Annotated in this window: 20 protein-coding genes; 7 read left to right on the top strand and 13 right to left on the bottom strand. The window is 49.7% G+C overall.

The annotated features are described in order from the left end of the window. Positions 1-403: 403 nt before the first annotated feature. From AC286M_RS18935 to AC286M_RS18920, 4 genes are all read right to left on the bottom strand, one after another. A complete protein-coding gene (locus AC286M_RS18935) occupies positions 404-1,147 on the bottom strand; it encodes a hypothetical protein (protein ID WP_488202632.1) in 744 nt (247 codons plus the stop codon). A gap of 50 nt (positions 1,148-1,197) precedes the next feature. Further along, positions 1,198-1,671 carry a hypothetical protein gene (locus AC286M_RS18930; RefSeq protein ID WP_488202633.1) on the bottom strand — a complete coding sequence of 158 codons (474 nt, stop codon included), beginning with the start codon at positions 1,669-1,671 and terminating at the stop codon, positions 1,198-1,200. Between the two features lie 33 nt (positions 1,672-1,704). Further along, on the bottom strand, positions 1,705-2,226 hold the full coding sequence (locus AC286M_RS18925; RefSeq protein WP_488205869.1) for a hypothetical protein: 522 nt from the start codon (positions 2,224-2,226) through the stop codon (positions 1,705-1,707). A 424-nt stretch (positions 2,227-2,650) separates the two neighbouring features. Then, on the bottom strand, positions 2,651-2,980 hold the full coding sequence (locus AC286M_RS18920; RefSeq protein ID WP_488205868.1) for a hypothetical protein: 330 nt from the start codon (positions 2,978-2,980) through the stop codon (positions 2,651-2,653). A gap of 425 nt (positions 2,981-3,405) precedes the next feature. Here AC286M_RS18920 and AC286M_RS18915 point away from each other — a divergent pair, with 425 nt between their 5' ends. After that, positions 3,406-5,337 (top strand): S9 family peptidase, encoded by a 1,932-nt coding sequence (locus AC286M_RS18915; RefSeq protein WP_488205867.1) that lies wholly within the window; start codon positions 3,406-3,408, stop codon positions 5,335-5,337. Between the two features lie 240 nt (positions 5,338-5,577). Here the strand turns inward: AC286M_RS18915 and AC286M_RS18910 are convergent, their stop codons facing one another. The 3 genes from AC286M_RS18910 to AC286M_RS18900 form a co-directional block, all read right to left on the bottom strand. Further along, positions 5,578-6,006: a hypothetical protein gene (locus tag AC286M_RS18910; protein WP_488205866.1), complete on the bottom strand. Its 429-nt coding sequence runs from the start codon at positions 6,004-6,006 to the stop codon at positions 5,578-5,580. A gap of 236 nt (positions 6,007-6,242) precedes the next feature. Next, complete coding sequence (locus AC286M_RS18905; protein WP_488205865.1) at positions 6,243-7,469, bottom strand: anhydro-N-acetylmuramic acid kinase; 1,227 nt, start codon at positions 7,467-7,469, stop codon at positions 6,243-6,245. A gap of 102 nt (positions 7,470-7,571) precedes the next feature. Then, positions 7,572-8,264, bottom strand: a complete 693-nt coding sequence (locus tag AC286M_RS18900) for a potassium channel family protein (RefSeq protein WP_488205864.1) — start codon at positions 8,262-8,264, stop codon at positions 7,572-7,574. Between the two features lie 608 nt (positions 8,265-8,872). Here AC286M_RS18900 and AC286M_RS18895 point away from each other — a divergent pair. After that, the gene (locus AC286M_RS18895) at positions 8,873-8,995 is read left to right on the top strand and encodes a hypothetical protein (protein WP_488205863.1); all 123 of its coding nucleotides are present in this window, start codon (positions 8,873-8,875) and stop codon (positions 8,993-8,995) included. 970 nt (positions 8,996-9,965) lie between these two features. Further along, on the top strand, positions 9,966-12,497 hold the full coding sequence (locus AC286M_RS18890) for a putative bifunctional diguanylate cyclase/phosphodiesterase (protein WP_488205862.1): 2,532 nt from the start codon (positions 9,966-9,968) through the stop codon (positions 12,495-12,497). A gap of 109 nt (positions 12,498-12,606) precedes the next feature. Here the strand turns inward: AC286M_RS18890 and cobA are convergent, their stop codons facing one another. Continuing rightward, on the bottom strand, positions 12,607-14,202 hold the full coding sequence (gene cobA / locus AC286M_RS18885; RefSeq protein ID WP_488205861.1) for a uroporphyrinogen-III C-methyltransferase: 1,596 nt from the start codon (positions 14,200-14,202) through the stop codon (positions 12,607-12,609). Positions 14,203-14,604: 402 nt separating this feature from the next. On the opposite strand from cobA, the gene AC286M_RS18880 reads away from it, so the two are divergent. Both AC286M_RS18880 and AC286M_RS18875 read left to right on the top strand, forming a co-directional pair. Further along, positions 14,605-15,420 (top strand): DUF1206 domain-containing protein, encoded by an 816-nt coding sequence (locus AC286M_RS18880; RefSeq protein ID WP_488205860.1) that lies wholly within the window; start codon positions 14,605-14,607, stop codon positions 15,418-15,420. A gap of 106 nt (positions 15,421-15,526) precedes the next feature. Further along, positions 15,527-16,501 (top strand): YihY/virulence factor BrkB family protein, encoded by a 975-nt coding sequence (locus AC286M_RS18875; RefSeq protein ID WP_488205859.1) that lies wholly within the window; start codon positions 15,527-15,529, stop codon positions 16,499-16,501. Positions 16,502-16,660: 159 nt separating this feature from the next. On the opposite strand, the gene AC286M_RS18870 is transcribed toward AC286M_RS18875, so the two are convergent. The 4 genes from AC286M_RS18870 to AC286M_RS18855 form a co-directional block, all read right to left on the bottom strand. Beyond that, complete coding sequence (locus tag AC286M_RS18870) at positions 16,661-17,434, bottom strand: L,D-transpeptidase (protein WP_488205858.1); 774 nt, start codon at positions 17,432-17,434, stop codon at positions 16,661-16,663. Positions 17,435-17,564: 130 nt separating this feature from the next. Continuing rightward, complete coding sequence (locus AC286M_RS18865) at positions 17,565-18,800, bottom strand: SUMF1/EgtB/PvdO family nonheme iron enzyme (RefSeq protein ID WP_488205857.1); 1,236 nt, start codon at positions 18,798-18,800, stop codon at positions 17,565-17,567. 127 nt (positions 18,801-18,927) lie between these two features. Next, complete coding sequence (egtC, locus tag AC286M_RS18860; RefSeq protein WP_488205856.1) at positions 18,928-19,749, bottom strand: ergothioneine biosynthesis protein EgtC; 822 nt, start codon at positions 19,747-19,749, stop codon at positions 18,928-18,930. An 84-nt stretch (positions 19,750-19,833) separates the two neighbouring features. Beyond that, positions 19,834-20,298, bottom strand: a complete 465-nt coding sequence (locus AC286M_RS18855; protein WP_488205855.1) for a VOC family protein — start codon at positions 20,296-20,298, stop codon at positions 19,834-19,836. Between AC286M_RS18855 and AC286M_RS18850 the strand changes: the two genes are divergently transcribed. Then, positions 20,289-21,158: a hypothetical protein gene (locus tag AC286M_RS18850; RefSeq protein ID WP_488205854.1), complete on the top strand. Its 870-nt coding sequence runs from the start codon at positions 20,289-20,291 to the stop codon at positions 21,156-21,158. The two genes, AC286M_RS18855 and AC286M_RS18850, sit on opposite strands and share 10 nt — an antisense overlap. Here AC286M_RS18850 and AC286M_RS18845 read toward each other — a convergent pair whose 3' ends face one another. Further along, positions 21,159-23,687 (bottom strand): tetratricopeptide repeat protein, encoded by a 2,529-nt coding sequence (locus AC286M_RS18845; protein WP_488205853.1) that lies wholly within the window; start codon positions 23,685-23,687, stop codon positions 21,159-21,161. Positions 23,688-23,981: 294 nt separating this feature from the next. Here AC286M_RS18845 and AC286M_RS18840 point away from each other — a divergent pair, with 294 nt between their 5' ends. Next, on the top strand, positions 23,982-24,959 hold the full coding sequence (locus AC286M_RS18840; protein ID WP_488205852.1) for a ferritin-like domain-containing protein: 978 nt from the start codon (positions 23,982-23,984) through the stop codon (positions 24,957-24,959). The last annotated feature ends 72 nt before the right edge of the window (positions 24,960-25,031 follow it).

The following is a 25,031-nucleotide window of genomic DNA, read 5'->3' as shown; positions in this document are numbered from 1 at the left end:
GAACCTGTAGATGAGCGTCAGCTTCGATCCCATATTAGGCTACTTGTTTAGAATGAAATAGCCCTGTCACTTTTACACTGCTTTATTAATGATTTATGTCGTCAGTAGCAACCCCTATATTAAGTGCGATCACAGCTAAAAAGTAATTTGATTACTTTAGAAATAGTTAAATTTCATTTAAACTCGGTAAATGGCTGATTAATTAACAGTAGAGTTCGATAGCGATAATAACCTTGGGTTTTTGAATCGATTATATTCCACTACCGTTGCAATGTAGTCAGCCAGTCAGCCAGTTTAATTTTCAAAAGGTAAATTCAAAAATGGCTCGTACTCGCTCAGCAGAACCTAGATGCTCCATTTTAGATATTAAATCTCCAAAGAAAGAACCAAACCTAGTTCCAACTTATTTTGTGTCAGCGTTCCTGAGCAATGGTCTTCTGCCATTCAACGATGAGGCAATCAGCCAATTGCGAACCCAGTTGTCGTGATAGCGGAAGCCGTTGAGTTGCTCAAAGGGGCATAAGCACCCGCCCATTGCTTTGCGAGTCTTGCGACAAAAGGGATGGAAGTTCCAGAGTAAGGCCATCGAGCGCACCGACTGTTCCGCCGAGTCCCAGAATCCATGAAAATCTTGCATGGCATACAAGATGCGGTCAAGATAGTTCATCGGACGGTCAACCTGATTGCTGGTGCGATAGGCGTCAGGGAAGTCAAAGGCGCGTTGGAAGACGTGAGATTTGTCGTTGAGGCGTCGCAAGCGAGCGTCAATGGCCTGGGGCAACGCGTGGGTGTTCACCCACTCCAGCAACCGACGCAACCGTTGAGCAAAGTGACGTTTGCTCTGGCCCCGATACAGATGCCAAAGCTTGTCGGCTAGTTGCTGACCCAGGACTGGTTTAGAGCGGCACCCATCGCGAATTTTAATCACCTCATGCAGGAAGCACAGAATCCAGACCAGGCCAGGGAATAGCTCCTCCCAAGCGGCTCGGGTGGCCTCCCAACCATCAGTCGTCACCGTCTCGGGCGCATAGTCGGGAACATGATGGGCAGCTTCCTGCTGGAATACCCCATAGGCTGCGGTTAATCCATCCTGACCCGCATTGGCACTGAGACTGGCTCCCAGGACGCACCCTTGCGCCGCTGTCACTGCCAGATAGACTCGCTGCCCGTGCCAATCACAATGCTTCTCATCGGCAACTAGATGGGGGGGAGCGCCGTTTCCCTTTTGAGGGTACTGCCCACAATCGAGGCTCGACCGAACGACTGACAGAGCCGATACCAGTGCATCTCAGAACGGCCCAGCACATAGGCAATCCCCTCATACGACAGGCCATGCTTTCTTAAATAGAGCGCTTTGTCGGCCATCTCCGCCGTCTCGCTCATGTACGGCATCACCAAATCGGGACGCAGTTGATAAGCCTCTCCGGTACTCGGCAGCAAAATCCGCCGGGTCTTGAGCTGTTGACGAGAGGACTCGACCCATCCGTGAAAGCGATAGCCTGCCTCAATCCCGTCGGGAAACAGTTCCGGGTGGGATGCGATCTGCTCGTTGAGATACTGGCGAAAGGCTTCCCGGTCTTCTACTAAGACCTCGTAGTCAAGGTCGTCTGCAATGGGCAGACAAATCGTTTTATCGCCTGCTGTGCCACGCTTGCGTCGTTGCTGAGCCATCGGCTTTGGCCTGCTGAACTCTCTGCCTCAATTCTACTCAACACAAACTTGGGTGGAACTAGAACCAAACATTTCCCTGAACGGCTCAACCCAAGTCACTTTAACTTTGTAGTAACCGTGATGTTTTGTAATTGTGGGCTTAGTTTTTGGGCTGAGTACACCATTACGCATTATTTGGGATGGGTAAGGTTGCAGCCCATCACCAAATAAAGGAGCAAGTTCGGATGGAACATATCCAGAGCAAATTTGAAATTCGTGCGCCATTTCTTGAAGCTCAGCTAGCGTAAGCCATGTGCAACAAGAAATATTGTCTCCACATTGATCTAAATAAAAACGCATCTGTGGTGATAAATCATTAGGCAGCCCACGAAACTCTGGTGCAAAATTTCTAAAGTCATATTGATAAGCATTACCAAACCCCAAAAAAGCGAATAGTTCTCGGTACTTGTTCGCATATCCAACAGATTCTGGGCACCCATCTTTACCTACCGGAGTTGCAATCCAGTCTCCAATTTCTGTTTGAAATTCCAAATAAACTTCTAGTACGGCTCCCATGATAGCAATACCTAACTCATTCCAAATTTTATAACAAGCTGACCCATAAGAAAGTGACCGTTTAGTAATGGTTCGTCGGCCATCCGATGGTGCAATCGCAGTCTGATTTTTATAGGTTTGCAGAAGGAAAAGGGGGACGTGCGAAGTCAACAAATGCGATCGCATTTTTTCATAGCTTATAAAAGCAATTAATTAGGAAGTGCGATCGCAACCAAAAATTGGTTTGATGACTATTAGGATTAACTGCGATCACACTTTCACTATAATTCAATAAAAACTGACTTGTTTAACGTCCCCGTTCACCCGCCGCCAGAAACTTCTCGAATTCAACCAACCAACATTATACGGTCGGTGTGCAACGGGATTGTTGTACTGTAATTCATCGATCAATTTCAATTCTTTTTAATTTTGTCCCTGCAATTGATTACTGACCCATCATCAAGGATAGATGCAATCCTTTCGGTGTTAGAAAAATCACACTCGGATCGTAACTTGTCTCACTATACTTGAAACCACCTACATGGACTAGGGTTTTGCTGTCACTCATTACGTTAATACTCATACCTCGGTTTCCTGAAGAATAAGAAGCACTAATCTCTAAGCATTCTCCGTTCGGTAGTACAACGGATTTAGGATTTAGACCAAGCAAATCTTCAGGCTTTGCCATCGCTTGTGGATGCAATCCAACACCAGGTTGTAGATCTAGTTCACAAACTTTTTGCCATTGATTAGATGCTTCATCCCCATATTGCACGTACAACTTCATGCTTAATTACCGAATTAGAACCAAAGACTATCAACAAGTAGATTCATTCTGAAGATTTTGAATTCTAGCAGATAGCTTAGATGAGCTACCGTCTCCAATTACCTTGCGGTACAACTATATATTCAACGTCAGATCTGATGGATAACACCCCTACATTCCGTAGTTATACGTCAGATCCGCAGGATAACACCTACTTTTTCAGGAATTAAACAGCAAGTTTGCCATCTAACTCCCCGGTTTCCGGGTGTTATCAGTCAAATGTGATGGTTAACTCTGGAGATCCGGGGTGTTATCCGTCAAAAATGCTAGATAACATTCCACAGCCTTAAATTTTCCAGTACCTACCGAAAAGACGAGACTCCAACGGAGGTATATGCGGCAAAATGTGAGTGGATGAAACCGTGAGATGCATCATGACTCAGACTGCCCCCTATGGAACTTGGAAATCGCCGATTACCGCTGACTTGATTGTCGCCAGCAGCATTCGCCTGGGCGAGATTCGGCTGGACGGTGACGATATTTACTGGAATGAACTGCGCCCCCAAGAAGGTGGCCGCTCAGTCGTGGTTCGTCGGACACCCGATGGTGCGATCGCAGATGTCACCCCCGCCCCCTTCAACGTGCGGACACGAGTACATGAATATGGCGGCGGTGCCTATACCGTCCATGATGGCGTGGTTTACTTCTCCAACTTTGCCGATCAGCGGCTCTATCGCCGAGTTATTGGTCAAGACCCGCAGCCGATTACGCCGGAAGGAGCCTTTCGCTACGCTGATGCGGTTGTTGATAACCGTCATCAGCGCTTAATCTGTGTGAGGGAAGACCACAGTACCAGCGAGCGCGAAGCCGTCAATACTATCGTGGCAGTCGATCAAAATGGGGATGAAGCAGGCGGCACCGTGTTGGTTTCGGGCAGTGACTTTTATTCATCACCCCGGCTCAGTCCAGATGGCTCGCAGTTAGCCTGGCTGAGCTGGAATCATCCCAATATGCCCTGGGATGGTACAGAACTCTGGGTTGCGAGTGTGCAGCCGGATGGTTCGCTGGATATGAGCCGCAAAGTGGCGGGGGGTCTCGTCGAATCGGTTTTCCAGCCGGAATGGTCACCTAGCGGAGTACTGCATTTTATTAGCGATCGCAGTGGCTGGTGGAATCTTTACCGCTGGCAAGCTGGGGAAATTACATCGCTGTATCCCATCGATGCCGAGTTTGGTTCGCCGCAATGGGTGTTTGGCATGACGAACTACGGATTTGCATCAGCCAACAGCCTCCTCTGCCTTTATCTGCTCGATGGCGTCCAGCATTTTAGTCGTCTCGATCTGGCAACTGGTTCCATGTCCCAGTTACAGCTTCCCTATGAGCTGTTTGGTGGCATTCAGGTCAATGCAGATCAAGCAGCCTTCATTGGGGGTTCGCCCACACAGCCCAGTGCGCTGGTGATGCTCGACCACGCAACTAGCAAAACCGAAGAACTGCGCCGCTCCAATACAGTCGAGGTCGATCCGGGCTATTTGTCTGAACCCAAAGTGATTCAGTTTCCTACCAGTGATGATTTAAAGGCGTATGGCATTTACTATCCACCGACTAATCAAGACTATCAGGCACCCGACAGTGAACGCCCTCCCTTGCTGGTGAAAAGCCACGGCGGGCCGACCGCAGCCACATCTACCGCGTTTAACCTCAGCATTCAATACTGGACAAGTCGAGGGTTTGCAGTCCTGGATGTCAACTATGGTGGCAGTACAGGGTATGGACGCGCTTACCGAGAGCGACTGAAAGGCCAGTGGGGCGTGGTCGATATTGACGACTGCTGTAATGGAGCCAAATATCTGGTTGCCGAGGGATTGGCCGACGGGGATCGATTAGCGATTGATGGCGGTAGCGCAGGTGGCTACACGACGCTGGGCGCATTGACGTTTCGCGATGTGTTTAAGGCGGGTGCCAGCTACTACGGCGTTAGCGACATGGTGGCGCTGGCTGAGGAGACGCATAAGTTTGAGTCCCGCTACTTAGATGGCTTGGTCGGTGCTTATCCGGCAGCCAAGGAGATTTATCAACTGCGATCGCCAATTAATTTTGTCGATCAGCTCTCCTGCCCCGTGATCTTCTTCCAGGGTGACGAAGATAAGATTGTGCCGCCTAATCAGGCTGAGCTGATGGTGAATGCGCTGAAGCAAAAAGGGATTCCTGTGGCATACGTGCTGTTTGAAGGTGAGCAGCACGGTTTCCGCAAGGCCGAGAATATTAAACGGGCCTTGGATGCAGAGTTTTACTTTTATGCCCGCGTATTCGGCTTCGAACCTGCAGACACAATTGAGCCCGTGAAAATTATGAACTTGGACTAGCCATTTTTGGATTAACTATTTATGGCGATGGTCATATCGGTTCAGACGTTGTTGTGGCGCGGCGATGCCGCGCCACAACAACGTCCTGGTTCTAACTGAGCTGGCTACAGCTATAACCAAAAGACTGGCATCACCCACCCTAACCTTCAAAATCAGACCGTGAGACAGTGGTGGGCGGTGTCCACCCTACAAATCTCTCATCATGTGCTTAGCGATGCCTAGCCTCTCTAGGCCTGATCATTATTCCACTTGCCTCGATAGCGTGGCCTCCATAGCGCTGGTCAGATAGTGACCCGCCATGATGCCGCTGGAGAGGTAATACTGATTCTCATCAATCCGATGCAGCGTTTCAAACCCCGTACGGCGCTGCTTGTCACCAAGTACCCAATATCGTTGAATAATCGATTCCGGAGCAATCCAGCCTTCACCTTCGACTCGACCGAGCAGGCTATGTTGTAGCACAAACGTATACTGACGCTCATCGCTGTCTAAGCGTCCCCGATACTGCTGAGAAATTGTCTCCATCTCAGCGTCCGGAAAGATCAGCTTCGTTACCATTGTGAACCAGTCATCACGGCTCCAGGCAATCAAAGTCCGCCCTTTGACAGTAACTGGCATGGCATCACGTTCCATCCAGTTACCCTCTAGCGTCCATCGACCTGGTTCCATCAAAAAACTATGAATCACTAACCCGCTACCACGTCTGTATAGTTACCCTGAATCGTTTCAATTTCGTATTAATTACCGTACTGATTGCTGTACTTATCGCTATAGATGATACTAGCTAAGCTGAATTTGCGATCGCATTCTTAACTCTGTAACGCTCAGCTCGCAACTACCCATGCCACGTTCCTCCACCCGCCAGCATTCAGCTCATCATCACCCCTATCACTTTAGCTTGCCCATTAGCTTGCCCATAAATCCGCCACCGATCGCTGATAGGGCGGCTGCACATTCGGCGGTTGATGGATGTCACCTAGCAACACCGCCTGCTGGGCACCTGTAACAGTCGGTAAATTGCCTGGAAACTGCGTATTTCGCCAAAAGCCCAACACCGCAAATGCGATCGCTTCTTTGAAGTCTGAGCTAATGCCCACGTCGTCCGTCGTCATCACCTGAGCACTGTTGAGATGATGCTGGAGACGGCTGATCAGATAGCGGTTGCGGCTGCCACCGCCGCAGAGTAGCACTTGATCCGGCAGTCGGGGCAGAAACTGACGATAGCTGGCAGCGATTGAGGCCGCTGTCAACTCGGTTAGCGTCGCAATGCAGTCTGCCGGACTGAGCTGATACATCTGACAATCGGCCAAACAGCGATCTAGATAAGCGCGGCTAAACAGTTCACGTCCAGTAGACTTGGGTGGGATTTGTTGGAAGTAGGGCTGCTGCAACCATCGGTCAACCAGCTCAGTACAAGGGAGCCCAGAAGCACCCCACGCTCCATCTTGGTCAAACTGCTGAGCGCCATCAGAAAAATGCTGCACCGCCATGTCAATCAGAGCATTACCGGGGCCAGTGTCCCAACCCAGAATGTTTGGCACAGTTTGAGACCGAGTTCTATCCCAAGCGGGAATATAGGTCAAGTTACCAATGCCGCCCACGTTTTGAATGCAGCGATGCTGAGTGGGATGGCTGAACAGGGCGACATCAATCGGCGGCACCAGCGGCGCACCCTGACCACCAGCAGCCAGATCAGCCGCCCGGAAGTTGTTAATCGTCGTAATTCCAGTTTGATATGCGATCGCAGCCCCACTGCCCAGCTGCAGACTGTATCCCAGTTGCTGCAATTCGCCACGAGTGGACAACACAGGAGGCTGATGATAGACGGTCTGACCGTGGGAGGCAATTAACGTCGCCGGAGCCTGATGGCGCTGTACCTGTTGGGCAGCATTGGCAAATGCAGTTGCGATCGCGCAATCCAGCGCAGCCAAATCTGGCATGGAAAGAGACGCACCCTCGCAAACCGACAGAATCTGCTGCCTCAGTTCCGGTTCGTAGGCAACGGTTTTAGCCGCAATTAGCTCAACCTGTAGATTAAAACCTGTGCCTGAGATATCGACCAACGCGGCATCAATCCCGTCTACCGAGGTACCGCTGATGAGACCGACAATACGCTGCTTATGCTCCGCCATAAATTTCACTGGGTAATCGTGATCAGGTCATGATTGAACGTTTGAAACGTACCGAAACGTATCGAAATTGATGTACCGATGATTGCTACTGCACCTTCAACCCTACACAGGCAGACGATCAATACCCTTATTAGAGCCGATAACCACCATAATTGCTCCCTTTTTTAACCGAGTTACTGGACTGGGATTAATCTCAAATCGGTCATCTTGATTAATCGCCATCAGCGTCAAACCAAAGCGACGACGCAAATCCAGATCCACAATCGTTTTATCGTCAAACTCATCCGGTACAATCACTTCCACAATGGAGTGATCCGGATCGAGTTCAAACCGATCCAGGAGTCCTGGTCGAGTTAGCGATCGCGCCAGCTCGCAACCCATTTCATGCTCTGGAAAAACCACCTGATCGGCACCAACCCGCTGCAACAGTTTGCCGTGAATATCAGAGGAGGCTTTGGCCACAACGTAAGGAACGCCTGCTTCCTTCACATTCAGCGTCGTGATGATGCTTTCCTGAACATAGTTTCCAATGGCAATAATTACCGTATCAAAATCTAAAATGCCCGCTTCTTTGAGGGCAGCCGGTTGGGTTGAATCTAACTGAACAGCATGGGAAACGTACTGCTCGGTCAAAATCTGGGCAACACGGCGCTCATCGGAGTCAATCCCCAGCACCTCATATCCGAGCTGATGCAGCGTCATACAGACTGCTCGGCCAAAACGACCTAAGCCAATCACGGCAAATTGCCGATTCCCACGCAGATTTTTGAAGAAACTCAAAGAAGCAAGATTCACAAGCCAATCCTTTAGGCTATACCAACTCAGCAGTTTAACGTAATCAGGTCTGTCCAATATAGTGTACGTCCAACTGCAACCCAGCCTCTACCATTCAGAGAGTTTTGTTATGCCAACCGCCAAGCTCCAGATCGGCGGCTCAACAGACGCAAGGGAAAGATGTGCGGAATGTGAATAGCAACGAAGACTGATGTACAAAGACTAACGCTCAGAGATCTAGGATGCAGCACCCTACAAAACAGGGCTGTACGAAACATCACCACGTATGAAACAAGTGTTTAGGAATCCGAGAAAATACTGATTTTCAACAAATCAAACATTACTTTATCTAGATTCAAAGTTTAGGTAAATTAACCCCGAATTTGGCAGTCTTAGTCACATCTCCTGTGAACAATGCACTTATAGAAGTCCCGAGTTTACTCGTTGTACCGACGCATCTAAGTAAACGAGCCGCCCAACTTTCACGATTGAAACGCCCCCAATCTTGCCACAAGACTGAACGTTTCATTTTTAACAATATTATGTCTTCTCTAAAAGTTTTTTTGGTTCAACTGGTCACATCTCCGAGCCAAGCAATTGTATTGGGGATAAGCTGTACTGCCATTTTAGTGGCTTCTACTTTAATCAATACGGGTACACTTCAAAGTAATGATTCCGATCGCAATCGTTTTCCCGGTCGGCGTCAAGATGGTGGAACCCAGTTGATTAAGCCTCCGTCTGAAATTGCATAGACTTGTCTAACCCATTGACTAACTTGCTGGATTTTACACCTGCAGGTTGTTCTCAAAAGGTTTCTCAAAAGGCAACGATTGATTGTGGTGTGAACCAGGTTCATACCATTCCCATCTTGCGCTTTGCCAGACAAAAACTAGAAGGGTAATTTACCGCCGCTTTGCGACAGTAGATCACCTCTACCTCAACCTAGAAGAGGCATTTTGCTGCCACATGTGGCAGCAAAATGCCTCTTTTGCTACTTTTACCGACTTCTGCACAAATGCAGACAGGCTATTTTGTCATCGCCTAACAGCATTAGAAGGATCTGCCTGGATTTTGAATTGGCCAGGTGCAAGATGTGAGTACATACCCGGAATTGCTGGATGTATGGTGTGCCTCCATATACTAAAGACTTAACCCTTGCTAAGGTGGTGAAACCGTTTACACGTCTACCAGGCTATCCAGTTTAGTGTTTAGATGCGTTCCTGTGGAATTTACCTAAAAGCTATGCTTGAGGCTATACCCACACAATCGAATTTTAGAAGTATCCGGATTTACTCATAAATTTGTTGTAAATCAAGACTAAGTACAGCTTAATCCAGTTCAATCTCGATTTGCACAGCCTGAGCTTTCATCAATCTAAGATCACTTCTTGGTCTTACGTCTTGAGCTTAATTAAATACCTTTTGATTCATAGCTCGTTGCTACCTGAATCTCAACAACAGATCAGGCAGCAATCGTTAATAAGCTACTGACTGACTCACAAAGATCTCTAAACAGCTTTTATTCAAGCAAATTATCTACAGCGATTCATGCAAGACCCAGATCAAAACATTCAAATGGTTTCTATGAAAGGTTTATTCTCTAAAAAACTAAAATATGTTCCAACAGTAGATCTAGGATCAACCATGAAATCGATAACAAATCAAACATAGAGCACCACGGTTGAACTCGATAAGCGTACTGTTGTGTCATCTGCTGCGAAATATGCCCGTTTTCAGACCATCTTGGATTGAACGAGTCCCCTCATGGATAAAACCCACGATTGAGTTTCGTGGCCGTTCTATTTTGTTATCTGGATTAATTACCACAACAATTCTAACGGTTTGTCAAACATTCCGGCTAACAGAACCACTAGAGCTTTTTCTATTTGATCAAGGCATTCGTCTGATTCAAGATCAAGAGGATGATCCACGCCTATTAGTGGTTGGCATAACGGACGAAGATGTTGCGGCCTATGGTTGGCCGCTACCGGAAGAAACACTAGCCGACTTGCTTGAAAACTTGCAGCAGCATGAGCCGCGAATTATTGGCTTAGATCTATTCCGCACTCAAGCTCAATCAGAAAAGTTGACGGCCCAACTGAAGGAAGATAATTTGATCGCCATCAGTAAAATAGATGAAAACGGCGATTTTCTCCTGTCACAAAAATCAGATTTAGTCCCTCGGCAGCGAATCGGCTTTAGCGACCTACTCATTGATCCAGATAGCATCGTCCGCCGTAGCTTACTGTTCGTCAATGTAGAAGAACCGACTGAACCAGCCTTTTATTCATTTGCACTACGAGCTGTTTTAAGCTACTTAAATATTGATGAAACTGAGTTCAGGCCCGATAAGGATTCACTACACATTCAGAATGTTGAGATTCCCATTCTCAGGGCTGGTGATGGCGGGTATCAAAATATTGATGATGGTGGGTATCAAATGCTACTGCGCTATCGCGATCGCATTAGTCCGGCCCCTCAGCTTTCTCTAGACGAAGTCTTGACTCAATCGTTCGATCCGGCTCTAGTAAGAGACAAGATTGTCTTAATTGGTGGTACTGATGCGTCATCCAAAGATGAGTTTTATACGCCCTATAGCGCGGTTCTAGTCGATGACTTTGTCATGCCGGGAGTTGTTGTTCATGCACAAATAATTAGCCACCTTTTAGATATCGTCAATAATTCATCACGCACAGTTTATTGGTTTCTACCAGTTTGGTTAGAACCCGGATGGTTATTTATTTGGGCAATTTTAGCAGGCATCATTACCTGGCGCATTCGCCGTCCTGTATTTTTACTATTTGCCAGTATTCTTTTAATTGCAGCCATTCTAGGAGTGAGCTATTCGCTACTGCTAGGTCTAATTTGGGTGCCAACCGCTGAACTCATCTTAGGGATTTTGATGGCGGTAGGTCTGAATACGGGACAGCGCTTACTATACCAAAGCGCTTATGATGAATTGACCCAACTACCCAAACGGGATCTATTCGTCAACCTAGTTCATAAAGCACTCCAGCAACAGCAAAATAATCCGGGTACACCATCCGTCATCATTGCCTTTTTAGAAATTGAACGGATTAACTTAATTAACAAAAGCTTGGGCTATCGAGCTGGCGATCGAGTACTGACCTTTGTTACGGAACAACTGAAGCAGGATTTACCGTTTAACACGCAGGTCGCTCGAATTGGCGATAGCGAATTCGCCATTTTATTTAAGCAAAATACTCAAGCCGCTGTGCAAAGCACACTTGAACAACTGCAAGACACCTTATCTAAACCCATGACGTTAGATAAGCATCGGCTTTTGCTCACTCCTCATTTAGGCGTTTCAATTGCTCAGGGGCAGCAATCTTATGATCCTGACAACTTAATCCGCAACGCACACTTGGCGATGTATCAAAGTAAGGCTTCATCCCAAGCTAAGCATACCTTTTTCTCAACTAGCATGCTGACGGAGAATGTGCATCGACTGCAGTTGGAAAGCGATTTGTTAACGGCAATTGAGCAAGAACAGTTTCATTTGGCTTATCAACCTATTGTTTGTTTAAAGTCGAATACGATTGCCGGATTTGAAGCCCTGGTTCGCTGGCAACAGGCTAATGGTTCATTTATTTCACCCACTAAATTTATCCCAATTGCCGAAGAAACCGGGCTAATTCTCTTATTAGGAGAATGGGTATTTCGGACTGCCTGCCAACAGCTACAGCATTGGAAAGCCGCTTTTCCAGATCAACGGTTGGTTATGAGCATCAACTTATCAAGCTGTCAGTTCAGCCAGCCCAATTTGATCCAGATGATTCGAGAAACACTGGAGAGTCTCAATCTGCAAGGGCAGGATATTCGTCTCGAAATCACTGAAAGTATGGTGATGGAAGATATTCACCAATCAATTCAGCTCATGATGCAGTTTCGAGAATTGGGAATCCAACTTGGTATTGATGATTTCGGTACTGGATACTCATCATTGAGCTATCTGCATCGATTGCCTTTTGATACGCTCAAAATTGACAAATCATTTGTTGGGCACATGGAATCCAATCGAGAAGACTATGCGATTGTCAACACAATTTTAGATTTGGGGCACTCACTCAATATCAACGTCGTGGCAGAAGGTGTGGAGACACTGGAGCAGGTCAAATTACTGCAACAGCATCAGTGTCAGTATGGACAGGGCTATTTCTTTGCACGACCGCTGGATGCAGTTCAGGCGACGAAGTTTTTGCATGAGTCGCGATGGATGAAGGGTAGGGAGTAGGGGTTGAGGAGGGAGGAGTGAGAAGTGATAGAGGATGGAGATTGGGATAAGGGCGATAAAGGGCTGTAGAGCTAGCTGTAAAGGGAAGGGGGGAGGTAGAGGAGAAATTTTAAGGGGAAAAGGGTTGGTGGCTGGCAACCCAGGAGATGATGGCTTGAGTTAGGCCGTCCAGGGTATATTCTTGGGCCTCAATATCGACGCGGCCTAGGAGTTCAGTGCAGGCTTGGGAGGTTTGGGGACCAATGGAAGCGATGCAGACGGACTGGAACCAGCGATCGCAGATCGATAATCCTGGAGTTGCTTCAATTAGCTGGCAGAAGTTTTTGACCGTTTTAGAACTGGCGAAGGTGATCACGTCAACTTGGCCAGATTTTAGAGCTTGGAGCGCATTTGCATCGATTTGGTGAGGACAGCCAGATTCGTAGGCAGGCACTTCCACAACTTCCGCACCGCGATCGCAAAATTCCTGCACCAGCAGTTCGCGCCCGCCGGTTTCGACACGGGGGAACAGAAGGCGCGCGCCTTTTAAGCCTTCAACGGGGAAGGCTTCCACCATTGAATCGGCGACGAAGTTGGGCGGAATGAAGTCGGGCTGGAGCCCTTTTTCCGCTAGTACCTTGGCCGTTTTCTTACCCACAACAGCAATGCGTAAGCTGGCCAGCGAGCGCGCATCTAACCCTTGCTCTAGCAAACGCTGAAAGAAGTAATTAACGCCGTTGCTGGAGGTGAGAATGAGCCAGTCAAAGGTATCAATTTCTGCGATCGCACGATCGAGTTCAGCCCAGCTTGAGGGAGGCGTAATCTCTAGCGCGGGCATATCTACCGTTTTGGCTCCCTGCGCCACCAGCAGATCGTTAAACTGGCTGGACTGTCCGGCAGAGCGGGTAACAAGGACAGTGCAGTTTTTCAGCGGCAGCGGGTGAGTTTGTGTCGATGGCGTGGGCATAAGCGGTGGTTCGGACGATTTCAACATGGAATGCAGACGGACAACTTCACCAATCACAATGACGCTGGGCGAAAGGCGAATGTTTTGGGTATCCCATGCGACGTGACCCAGTTCGCTAATCCAAACTTGCTGTTGGGGATGGGCCGCCCAGCGGATGACGGCTACAGGTGTAGAAGCGAGCTTACCATGTCGCTGGAGTCGCTCAGCAATGTCAGATAAATTACGAGTTCCCATCAGCACCACCAGCGTTTCGATCCGAGCTAAAGCTGACCAGTCAAGCGAATCTGGATCATGACCAGTAACCACTGCAAAGCTGCGGCTGACTACCGGATCGGTCAAGGGAATGCCCATCAATAGCGGTGCAGCTAGAGCCGAAGAAATTCCCGGCACCGCTTCAAACCGACAATTCATTTGCTGCAGGGCTTGAATTTCCTCAGCGCAGCGCCCATAGATAAACGGATCGCCGCTTTTGAGCCGTACAACCTGCTTGCCAGCCAAGCACTGCTCCACCAGGAGGCGGTTGATATCCGCCTGAGGCGTACTGGGTTTGCCGCCTCGTTTACCAACCTCAAAGGTTTGGCAGTCTGCGGGGATGAGGGACATCAGCGCCGGATCAATCAACGCATCGTAAACTAGCACCTCCGCCTGCGACAGCAACTCCTGTGCCCGCACGGTTAAATATGCGATCGCACCTGGCCCTGCCCCCACCAAATACACCTTACCTTGGCGAGTTGTTCCACTGTCTGCCCAGTTCATCATCCTAAGTCATCACCTTTTGAGAACTACCAAATTTTAAACGGCAGACGGCTGCAAATCGGCATAACAAGTGGAACGAGGGTGAATTGTAACGCTGATCGATATTTACATATTGCAACATCTGGTCAACTTATCCAGCTCAATTCGCACTGGCAAACAGCTCAGCAAAACAGCCAAAACGCCCTCGTTCAAAGAACTTGAGCATTTTGGCTAATCGCAGTCCCTATCTCAAGACAGAGACGAGAGTGAATAAATTTCCTCAATTTAGCTGACCCCAATGTCTCCTTTAGCGCGTCGTGTGAGCGATGAATCAAACCCGGTCAATCTAGTATCCCTAGAGGCATCGACGCAAAATTTACAGATTTCGTTTCTACAAAACTGATCTACAAAACTGAGGTAGTGGACATGCAACGGCAAACAGGTCGAGAAACAGCTAAATGGGTGGAGGTTTTATCGCGTCTCGGCATTGCAGCTAAAGGAATTGTGTATGCACTGGTGGGAATCTTGGCGCTGCAAGCTGCGTTTGGAGCAGGAGGCCAAGCCACTGATCAACAGGGAGCATTTGGCACTGTTATTTCTCAGCCATTCGGCAAATTTTTATTGTCGCTCATTGCACTTGGCCTGATTGGTTATGTTGTTTGGCGACTGGTGCAGACCTTCAAAGATCCGGATCGCAACGGCACGGATGCAGAAGGATTGCTCAAGCGATTTGCCTATTTCATCAGCGCAGTTATCTATGGTGCATTGGCTTTCGCCGCGATTCAAATCGTTCTAGGCAACTCCTCTGGTTCTTCCGGTGATTCATCTGCGCAGGACTGGACGGCGCGCTTGATGTCGCAACCGTTCGGTCAGTGGCTGGTCGGTACGGTGGGAGCGATCATTATTGCGATCGCGTTTTATCACTTCTATCAAATGTTTTCGGCCAAGTTTCGCAAATATTTCAAGTGGCACGAAATGAGCCAAACTGAGCGCACCTGGTCAACTCGGCTCGGTCGCTTAGGACACGGAGCCAGAGGTGTGACGTTTTTGATTATTGGTGGATTCTTTATCCAGGCTGCGATTCGAGCCAATCCCAATGAAGCAAGAGGTTTGGGTGGCGCGCTACGCACGCTCGAACAACAGCCCTATGGGCCTTGGCTGCTCGGTCTAGTCGCGCTGGGTTTCATTGCTTACGGCATCTATTTAGAGGCTCGTGCCCGCTATCGCCGGATTGCCATGTAGTACCAAAATGATTTTTTGTGAAAGCGTTGCTGAGCAACGCTTTCACAAAAATTATCGAGCTTTAAACGGACTGTGGATAAATAGCAGCAGAGGAGACAAAACGGACGTGTCAGGCAAACAAATTTGGCAATTATTAAAAGAAACATTCACCGAATGGCAGCAGGATAAAGCCTCTCGACTAGCGGCAGCATTGTCTTACTACACGGCTTTTTCACTTGCGCCGCTATTGATTTTAGCGATTGCGATCGCAGGTGCCATTTTCGGTCAGGAAGCGGCACGGGGTGAGGTGGTCGGACAGTTGCAGGGACTGATTGGTCAAGATGGGGCAGAATTTATTGAAACCGCCATCGACAATGCCAATCGGCCCTCCTCCAATTCAGGTCTCATCGCCTCCCTGATCAGCCTTGTTATCCTGCTGTTTGGTGCGTCAGGGGTTTTTACTCAGCTCCAGGACGCCCTCAACGACATTTGGAACGTCACGCCTAAACCTGATCAGGGCATCAAGCTCATCGTTCAAAAGCGCGTGCTGGCCTTTGGCATGATCTTGGTGATTGGATTTTTGCTGCTTGTGTCTTTGGTGCTGAGCACTGCCATTTCCGCCCTGACTACCTTCATGACAGGCTGGGTTGCCGATTTCAGTTGGCTGTGGCAAATTGTCAATCTAGCACTATCTCTGGCTGTGATCACTGGCTTGTTTGCCCTGATTTACAAGTACCTACCCGATGCCCGAGTCCGCTGGAATGATGTTTTAATTGGCGCATTTATCACAGCGCTGCTATTCACCATTGGTAAATTTTTAATTGGCCTCTACCTCGGTAACAGCAGCTTTAGTTCCACTTATGGCGCAGCAGGTTCGCTGATTGTGATTTTGGCCTGGGTATATTACTCGGCTCAAATTCTATTTTTCGGAGCGGAATTTACGCAGGTCTATGCCCGTCGCTATGGTTCACAGATTGAGCCGGATGAGTACGCCACTCGCACGTTATCGCCGATGGAGCAGGCCGATCAAGCCGCCGAATCGCAAGACAATCGCCGCTCAGGTCGCCTATCTGAACAAGAGCGCAAACGCAAATATGGATAAGCAACATCATTTAGGGCAGACAGTCCCGCTCAAGCGGAACTGTCTGCCTTAAATAGACTTTATTGGAAATAAAGTTTTTAGAGTTGGAAATTGTTTTGTAGCGCGGCTCCGCCGCGCTACAAAACAATTTCCGATAAAGTCTAATGGATTAAAGATCGCTTACGGTTCAACTCGCACAACTGTGCCAACTTCTACCATTTCAAATAGCTGCACCACATCGCGGTTATACATACGAATGCAGCCGTGAGACGCCGCTGTGCCGACGCTGTTCTCATTGGGCGTGCCGTGGAAGCCGATGTAGTTTTGCCCATCCGTCCAAAAGCCGATCCAGCGGGTTCCCAGCGGATTGTCGGGGCCAGCCGGAATCACCGTACCGTTAAAGGGATTCTGCCAGGACGGGTCTTTGATCATTTGCAGAATTTCATATTCTCCCGTTGGCGTTTCCCAACCCGAACGACCGATCGCAATCGGAAAACTGGTTTTGACCTGATCGCGTTCGTACACATACACTTTGCGATCGCGCAACCGAATCACCAGTTCAATTTTGGCAATGGGATCAGGTAGCTGATCCAGATGATCAAGCGTCGGCAGATCAGGAAACCGCTCACCAAAAACAGCTTGTAAAGTTGACTGCTCATCACTTGGCAGCTCCACCTCCGCTGGTGCCAGCAGAGTCGATAGCGGCAGTGTAGATGGTTGATCCAGCGGGTCAGGAGATGAAGATAAAGTTGATGCATTCTCAGATGGATCGGCCTGATCAGCAGCTTCTGATTCAGCTGGTATTGCCGATGAAGGAGTTACAGATGTGGGCAACGACGCAGGAGCAGGCTGAGCTTGGGCAGTTCCAGCTACGCTAGTCAGCAACAGTACCAATGTCGCGGTTGACCAGCGGGAAGCTTGATTAAAAATCGGCTGAATCAGAGGTTTGTCCATTTGTGTCAGGTATCTGTCAGGTATCTAGGCGGTGAATGAACAACGATATAGTATGCACCAGTTCAAAGGCTGTTCGAACAGCTTGCTATACGGTGATTCAAAATGAGTCGATTATGTTCCGATATCTATTTTAGATAGTACCCACCTGAACGCATCGAAAACCCGCAAACATCTGCTGCATGTGCGGATAGTACCAATTCCGAAAACTGTTGCGGAGTGCCCAAGGCCGCGTCGCCCAACTGCCGCCCCGCAGCACCCAGTGTTCTCGATCAAAATAAGCGCTGGAATAGCCCGCATAGGGATAAGGCTCAAATCCGGCATAGCTGTCAAATAGAGTACTTGTCCACTCCCAAACGTTGCCCAACATGTCGCAACAGCCCAATGGGCTTCGGTTCAACGGATAAGCCGTGACGGGCGTTGTCCAGCCAACGTGATGACAATGGTTGCAAAATTCGGCGTCTGACGGCGAGCCAGTGAGCAACTCTGTCCCCCAAGGATAAATTTGAGCCTGCTGAGTTTCCGGATTCCAGCTCGCGGCTTTTTCCCACTCCACCTCCGTCGGCAACCGCTTCCCGACAAATCGCGCATAGGCTTCCGCCTCGTAAGCACTCACGCCATATACCGGATGCAGATCCTCTCCTGGCTCACCCGTCCAATAAAGCGGCTGCGTCACCTGCGCCCGTTGCCGCCACTGCCAGCCAGCTTCACTCCACCATCGCGGATCATCATAGCCACCCGTCTCCATAAATTGCCGATACTGCCCACAAGTCACCGGATAGCGATCAATCCAGTAATCTTCCAGCCATACCCGCTGCACCGGACGCTCGTTGTCGATAGCTGCGATCGCACTTTCGTTCCCCATCGTGAACTCGCCAGCAGGAACATACACCATTGCATCAGCAGAGAGGGAAGTATCAGGAGCAGAACGTGCACGTTCTTCTGCTCCTGATACTTCCCTCCCCTCGCCTCTTTCCTGCATCGCCAACACTATCGCCATCGTCTCCACATGCTGGCATTCGTGCTGCAAGAGCCAGTACCAGAGTCGGGATTGTTCCTCTAGTGGTGCTATTTCTAGGTATTGGAAAACTTGCGATCGCACATCTTCTAAGTAAGCTTTCACCTGATCGAGCAACGGTAGATTAACCCGTTCGTTTTTAGGTAAACCATCTTGAGCAAACAGGCGATGATATTCGGTGTAAATGGGAGGACGCTTGGCGAGGTGCTGAAGAATCCAGAGCGATTCGGTGTAGGCGATGTGGCCGAGATGCCAACCGACGGGGCTGAAGTCGGGATGAGCGTGGCAGCAGAACGCGTCGCGGCTCATGTTGTCGAATAAAGCCAGAGTTGCTTTTCGACACTGAATCATGGCGGTGCGGAGGGTTTCTCGGGTGAGGAGTGAGGAGTGCGGGGGGAGATGAGTGGGAGGGGAGATGAGTGGGAGAGTGGGGGAGGAAGAGTGAGGAGTGCGGGGGGTGAGATTGGAGGAGGGGCGGTTAGGAAAGGGTTGAGGGCTGGAGTTGGAGATCGGAGAGGTCATCGTAGGTTATGTCTAAATCGGCACCAACGCTTAGAATGCTAGATTTTGGACAGGGTGTCCATTGGCCTTCTGATAGGGGTTCGGAGGCAATCAGGATGGCATTGGGAAACTGGGGATCGTCGCGAAGGTAGTAGAGGCTGGGATCGCTGCCGCTGGTGTCAAAGCGGGAGGCAACAATTTGTTCGCCATCGCTGACCATTAGATTTAACGCGGCGCGAACGTTGTACTTTTGAGCTAGCTGAGCGGCTGTGGTTAAGGTTTGGCACAGGGCAGCAGCGAGGGAAAGATTGGGCTGAGTTGAAATCGCATCGACAAATAAGCCAAATAAATGCTCGGAGTCGGTCAAGCCATGAATGGCGTGATAGGCAGTGTCCGATAAGCGATCGCGGATTGGTCGATACACGGTTTGGCGAAAGTTTTCAATGAAACCGTTGTGGATGAACAGAAGCTGTTCGTGCTGGAACGGCTGACAGTTGCTCAAATCCACCGCCAGTCCCGGCGTGGCGCTACGCACATAGGCTAGGATGCGGCTCGATTCGATATAGCGGCTGAGGTGGGGCAAATTAGTGTCGTTCCAAATCGGCACTGTCTGCCGATAGGTAAACGGCGCGGTTTGTCGCTGCGGATGATACCAGCCAATACCAAAGCCATCGGCATTGAGAATAGCGGTTTGCATTTCTCGTGGCTGATAGCTTTGCACGATCAGGGAGTGACTGGGTTCAGACAGGAGTGAGTCCAGTTGAATGGGGGGGCCAATGTAGCCTAAAAGCCGACACATAGAGTTTTTGGGGAGAATATTGCGGTATAAAGCTTTTTCTACCTTGCCGCAAATCGCCAAATTTGGCAGTGGATTAGCAAACAATCAAGCCGGATCACAGCGAATTTCCACCAGGAACCCATCTGGATCGTAAAAATAAATGCCGCGTCCCGTGGGGCGAGTCGTGGGGCCGTGGTCAATCAACACCTGATGCTGGTGCAGTACCTCAACCGCCGCATCGAAATCGGCAGGATCAATATCAAACGCCAGATGATTGGCGCGGGTAAACTGCTGCTTCGGATCGGGATTGGGTGGCGATAGATCTGGTTCGTAGAATAAGTCCAGCACCGTGCCGTCCGGCAAGGCAAAATTGGCGATTTGGCCCGCTTCAACTTGCGATCGCAAGGTAGACGGCACCTCATCACCCGTCAACTCATGCAATCCCAACACTTCGCCATAAAACTGCCGAGAGGCGGCAAGATTTTTCACATTGAGCGCGATATGATGAACGCCTCGGAGTTTGCCAGTCTGTAAACCACCGATAGACGTTGTAGAAGTTGATGATTGCATGGCTGAATTCCGGTTTGAGCGGTTATGAGTCAGTTGCAGATAGCTTTACTCTATCCAAATTCACTAACCAAATCCATCCAATGGAAACGCTGCTGTTAATTTGTAACCTCGTCCTAATCGTCGTCATTGGCGGTTTAGTGTGGCTCGTTTATCAACTGCTGCAAAAGAATCAGCAGGATGTTATCCACCACCGAGACCTCATGGCGCGACAGCTCCGGCTCTCTACGGTGCCCCATCTTTACTGTGATTTGCAGTGGGACGAGACGAATCAGCAGGTACAGCTTTTTCTCTACAACGTCGGCAACGTGCCCGCCTACGATATGCACATCAGCGGTTTAGCGGCCTATGTGGAAGAGCGTTTGGACATCGCAACATTTATGCGGCTCCACGTGCAGCCCCGCCACCGCAAGTATCCGCTACAGGCCGATCCGGTGGGTTACTACGGCGTGCGCAGCACCGCGCGGGTGCCCTGCCTCTCGGCCCAAAAGCAGGTGGCGCTAGACGTTGGCTTTCCCGTGCGCCCTGCCGATGTATATGTGCTAATCCAAACCCGCGATCTGAGCGGCGACAACTACTATCAGCTCTACTGTTTTTCGGATATCAGTCCCAATGGCGACTACAAGGCGAATCTGCTGGAGCCGAAAACAGTTGCCGTTCTGGAACGACTGCATCTCTACGATTTGGAAAATTTTGATCCCACAACCTGCAAGAAACCGCTGCCCTATCATCTCAAGCAGTTTTTGGCGCTATGGAATCATGCCCTTTCGGTGCGAGTTACAACCAAGCAAGCAGAACCGGAAACTATGCCGCCGATTTTTCAAACTCCAGTTGAGCAACCGCCGCCAGAACCGCAGTTTTAATCATGTCAGCTCAAATGCTGTGAGCGTTGGGGCAAGGGGGCAAAGGGGCAGGAGGCTTAACTCGCCGCCGCAGTTTAGGGAACTGGTATGACAACTGAACTGATTCTGCACCCGCTGCACTTGATTCGGGGCATCAATTGCGCGGAAAAGCTGGATGGCACGGGCAAAATTCTGCTGTGCTTGTGAGGGATTTGCCTGTGCCTGATAGGTAATCCCTTGTTGAAACAGCGCATTTGCCAAATCACACTTAGCATCGATCAGTTCCAAGATTTCAACCGCCTCGGCATGATGGGCTAAGGCGCGATCGCAATTTCTCTGAAGACGATGCAGCACCGCTAATCCATTCAGAGCTTGGCCTCTGACCTGGAGATAGTGACTTTCAGTGGCGGCTGCGATCGCGCTGTCGTACAGTTCTTGAGCCTGGTTATATTTGCCTAAATAACTGTAAACCTGGGCCAGCATCTGGATGAAGTAGGCAAAGCGCCCACTGTAGTCTGTTATTGGGTTGCTAGCAATTCGGCTATAAACTTCATCAGCTAATGGTTTCGCCCGCTCAAACTGCTGTTGATATGCATAAACCAGGGCAAGGCAAACCGATGCTTTTTCAGCCCAGGGATGATGAGGTGTACAAGTTGCCTGCTCGATCACCGCTTGAAAATACTGCTGCGCAGTTGCCAAGTCCCATCGATCGACGCAATATAGACCAATACTGAGCTGCGAGTCCACAGCTATCATCGTTAAGTAGTAAATCTGATGATCATTGGCGGCATCTTGCAGACAGGTTTTAGCCGTTGCGATCGCATGTTGCTGTTGCTGAATCGCTGCGGTAATGCGGCCTGTAATCCAGTACAAATCGCCTAGAATATTGCAGAGTTCTGCCTGATTCGGCGTCGCTTGCAAATGGGGTAAAACCTGCTCAATGGCATCCACCACGGGATGCAGAAAGCCCATGCGATAAAGGGTACTGCCCAGCGGCAAGAACTGCTGCCACTGATTCAAGCGACTGCGGAGTAAGACGGTTGCTGCTGCTTCAAAATCCTGAATCGCAACATGATGGTAATAGGCTTCCAGTGCTTGCAGCGCATCCGGTACCGACTGAATGCGCTGCACCGATTGGCTCCAAAATGTGGCGGATTGACGATGGGCTGCTTCGTAATCAGCACCGTCACGTAATTGCGTAACTGCTGCTGCGCGAATCGCCGGATGCAGCCAGTATTGGCCTTTGTAGCACTCAATCAACGAGCGATTGCGTAAGGATTGAATCACTCGCGGCTGTTGCTGCAAATCGACATCCCACATTAATGCCTTCAACCCAGCCGTAGGCACAGTCGGCGTTTCTTGATAGCGGTAGCAGCCTAGCCGACAGAGGAGCTGATAAGCCGCTGGATCAAGAAACAGGAGCCGCTCAATTTGGCTAGATACCAAGTTCTGCAACGTCGTATGGGCTAACGGACTGCCCTGATACTCCTGCCAGTAAGCCGCAATGTCACCTGCAAAATCCTCTTGAATCAAGCCATACAGCACACCCATTGCCTTCGCATTTCCCGCATAAGCTTCGTGCATAGCGGCAAGAACGCTTCCTGCTTCACCGGAAGGTACTGAAGGGTATTGAAAATACTGTTGCCAAGCGCTCAAATCCAGTCCCGGCAAACGATAGTGATGTAGATCAACGCCCGATTCACAAATGCGATCGCGACTGGTAATCAACGTCACCGCCTGCACTTGCGGATCGGCCAGAATCCTCAGCAGTTCAGCGTAGCCGCGATGCTGCGGTACAAAGCAGCCATTAGCATCCAGTGCCGGTTCGAGGTTATCAATTAGGATGCCGACTCGCTGCTGCTGAAGCTGGCGCTTGAGCCGACTGAGGGTAACGCCAAACTCCTGTCCTGGTTCTTCATCAAAATCCTGTCGCAGCCATTCTTCCACCACCCGATGAGCAGAGGTGATACCGTCAGTTTCCTTGGCCATCAGTACTTCCAGCACTCGGTCAAACGACTGTGCCTGTAAAAACTGCTGCGCTAACGTTGTCTTGCCTAGACCACCTTCACCTTGAATGACAATCAGTTTAGCTCCCTGGCTGACCAGCTGACGGAGATCTGCGATCGCAGTTTCCCGCCCCACAAAACCTCGATTAACGGTACTTTTCACAATATCTGCTGAAGCCGTTGAGGCAATTGGTAACAGTATCAGTGAAGATTTAGCGCCCGAAGTAATCGGCAGGATGGCCTGAGACGTAACTCGTTTCGCTTGACCCAGCCGCTGCTTGAGGGCTGATTTGTAGCGTTTTAAGACCGAGCGGCAGTTGCGTTTTGTGACCTTCTCACCCAACGCCTCAGAGAGCTGTCGCCACAGGATGGAGCCGATATCCTTGACGTGGCCTTCGGTGTAGCCACAGTCTGCGGCAATATCTAAATACTTCTGCCCCTGCCATACCCGCTGGAAAATGGCAGCTTTCAAATCGTTGAGGTGCTCTCCAGTGCTTTCAAACACCAGAGCATCAACCAGCGCTAGTGCAGAATCAGTATCCATCCCATGAAAAACGACTGTGGATGTTGGCTTCAGAGAACTACAGGGTCAACGCTCGCAAATTCGGATACCTAACCTAAATTGCACCAAGTTTAACTCATGATCACTAACTTGTCCCGACGTTAGCGGCTGAATCCGACCTTTTCCGACGTTCTGCCAACGTTTAGAAAACGGCAACCCTCCGACCCAAACCGACTGACACCACGAGCCGAATTGCGTAAGTTGGGGATGAACGAAAACACCTGAATGCACCGGGCATGGCACACCATGCCCCTTTTTATAAGGAGTGCAGTATTGATGAATTTTCTATCGATTAATTCTATTCAAGTTCCTGTTCAAGACTCTGACCAAACTGAAAAGCAAGCCGAGCAACCAACTTCGTTTCGACAGACCTGCGCCAAACTGCGATCGCACATTGACCACTACGTCAGCCTTGATGTTTTATGCGATCGCTTGGCCGATCTACCGCGACAGTTTGCCGACCCTCAACCGCGCCCTTGGCAACCAACTCGCTGGGATGAGATTCATCCCAGTCAGGTAATTGGCATTGACCTGGATCTGTTCCTCAACGTCATCGTGGGCGCGATGGACACCGAAGCGCCGATTCGCGGCTATACCCAAACCAGTCGGCAGTATCTAGAACCGCTACATCCCAAAATGGCCCGCTTTGTAGGCGGTACAGTCAACGAGCAAGGCGACTTAATAGAACTAGGACTGTGGGAAAGAGAAGAGCGGCAGCATAGCCCAGCCCTGGCCAAACTTTACTATCAGCTTAAAGGCGAAAAAATCGTAGCCAATCTCCGCCAACCCAAATCCTATGAGCCATCCGAGCATCCTGCCGATGATCTCTATGGTCACGGTCTACATCGCATCGCCACGGAATACAGTGCCGTCTGCCTTTACCTGTGGCTGATGGCGCACACCACGGGCGCAACACATCAGCTCCTGACCGAAATCCTAATCGACGAAGTCAACCACATGACCAAATTCTGGGGATTCGGCCTCTGGCTCTACCCCGAATCGTTCTGGCAGCGCTGCTGGCGTCTCCTCGGCAATCGCATCGTCGATACCCGCTACGGCCAGCAAAAAACGCTGTCCCTGCTGAAACTTTATCGCACCGTCCAGCGGATGATGGGAACTCTTCACTGGCACGACTGGAAGCTACAACACAAGCTAGAGCTAGCGCTGACATTCATTTGGGTGCTGAATCGGGTACGCCAATGGCAGAGGGCAATGCGGGTGGAGGAGTTGCGATCGCTGTTTGGCGACAGCTAGATCTTTACAGTCCTCCCGGCGTGGTGCATTGCTGCGCGAATGAACCTTACGATCATGCACTTTTCGCAACAA

This window comes from Thainema salinarum CENA647 (assembly GCF_057732415.1).
Note: the sequence above shows the minus strand (reverse complement) of the source record. Positions and strands in the feature narration are given on the sequence as shown.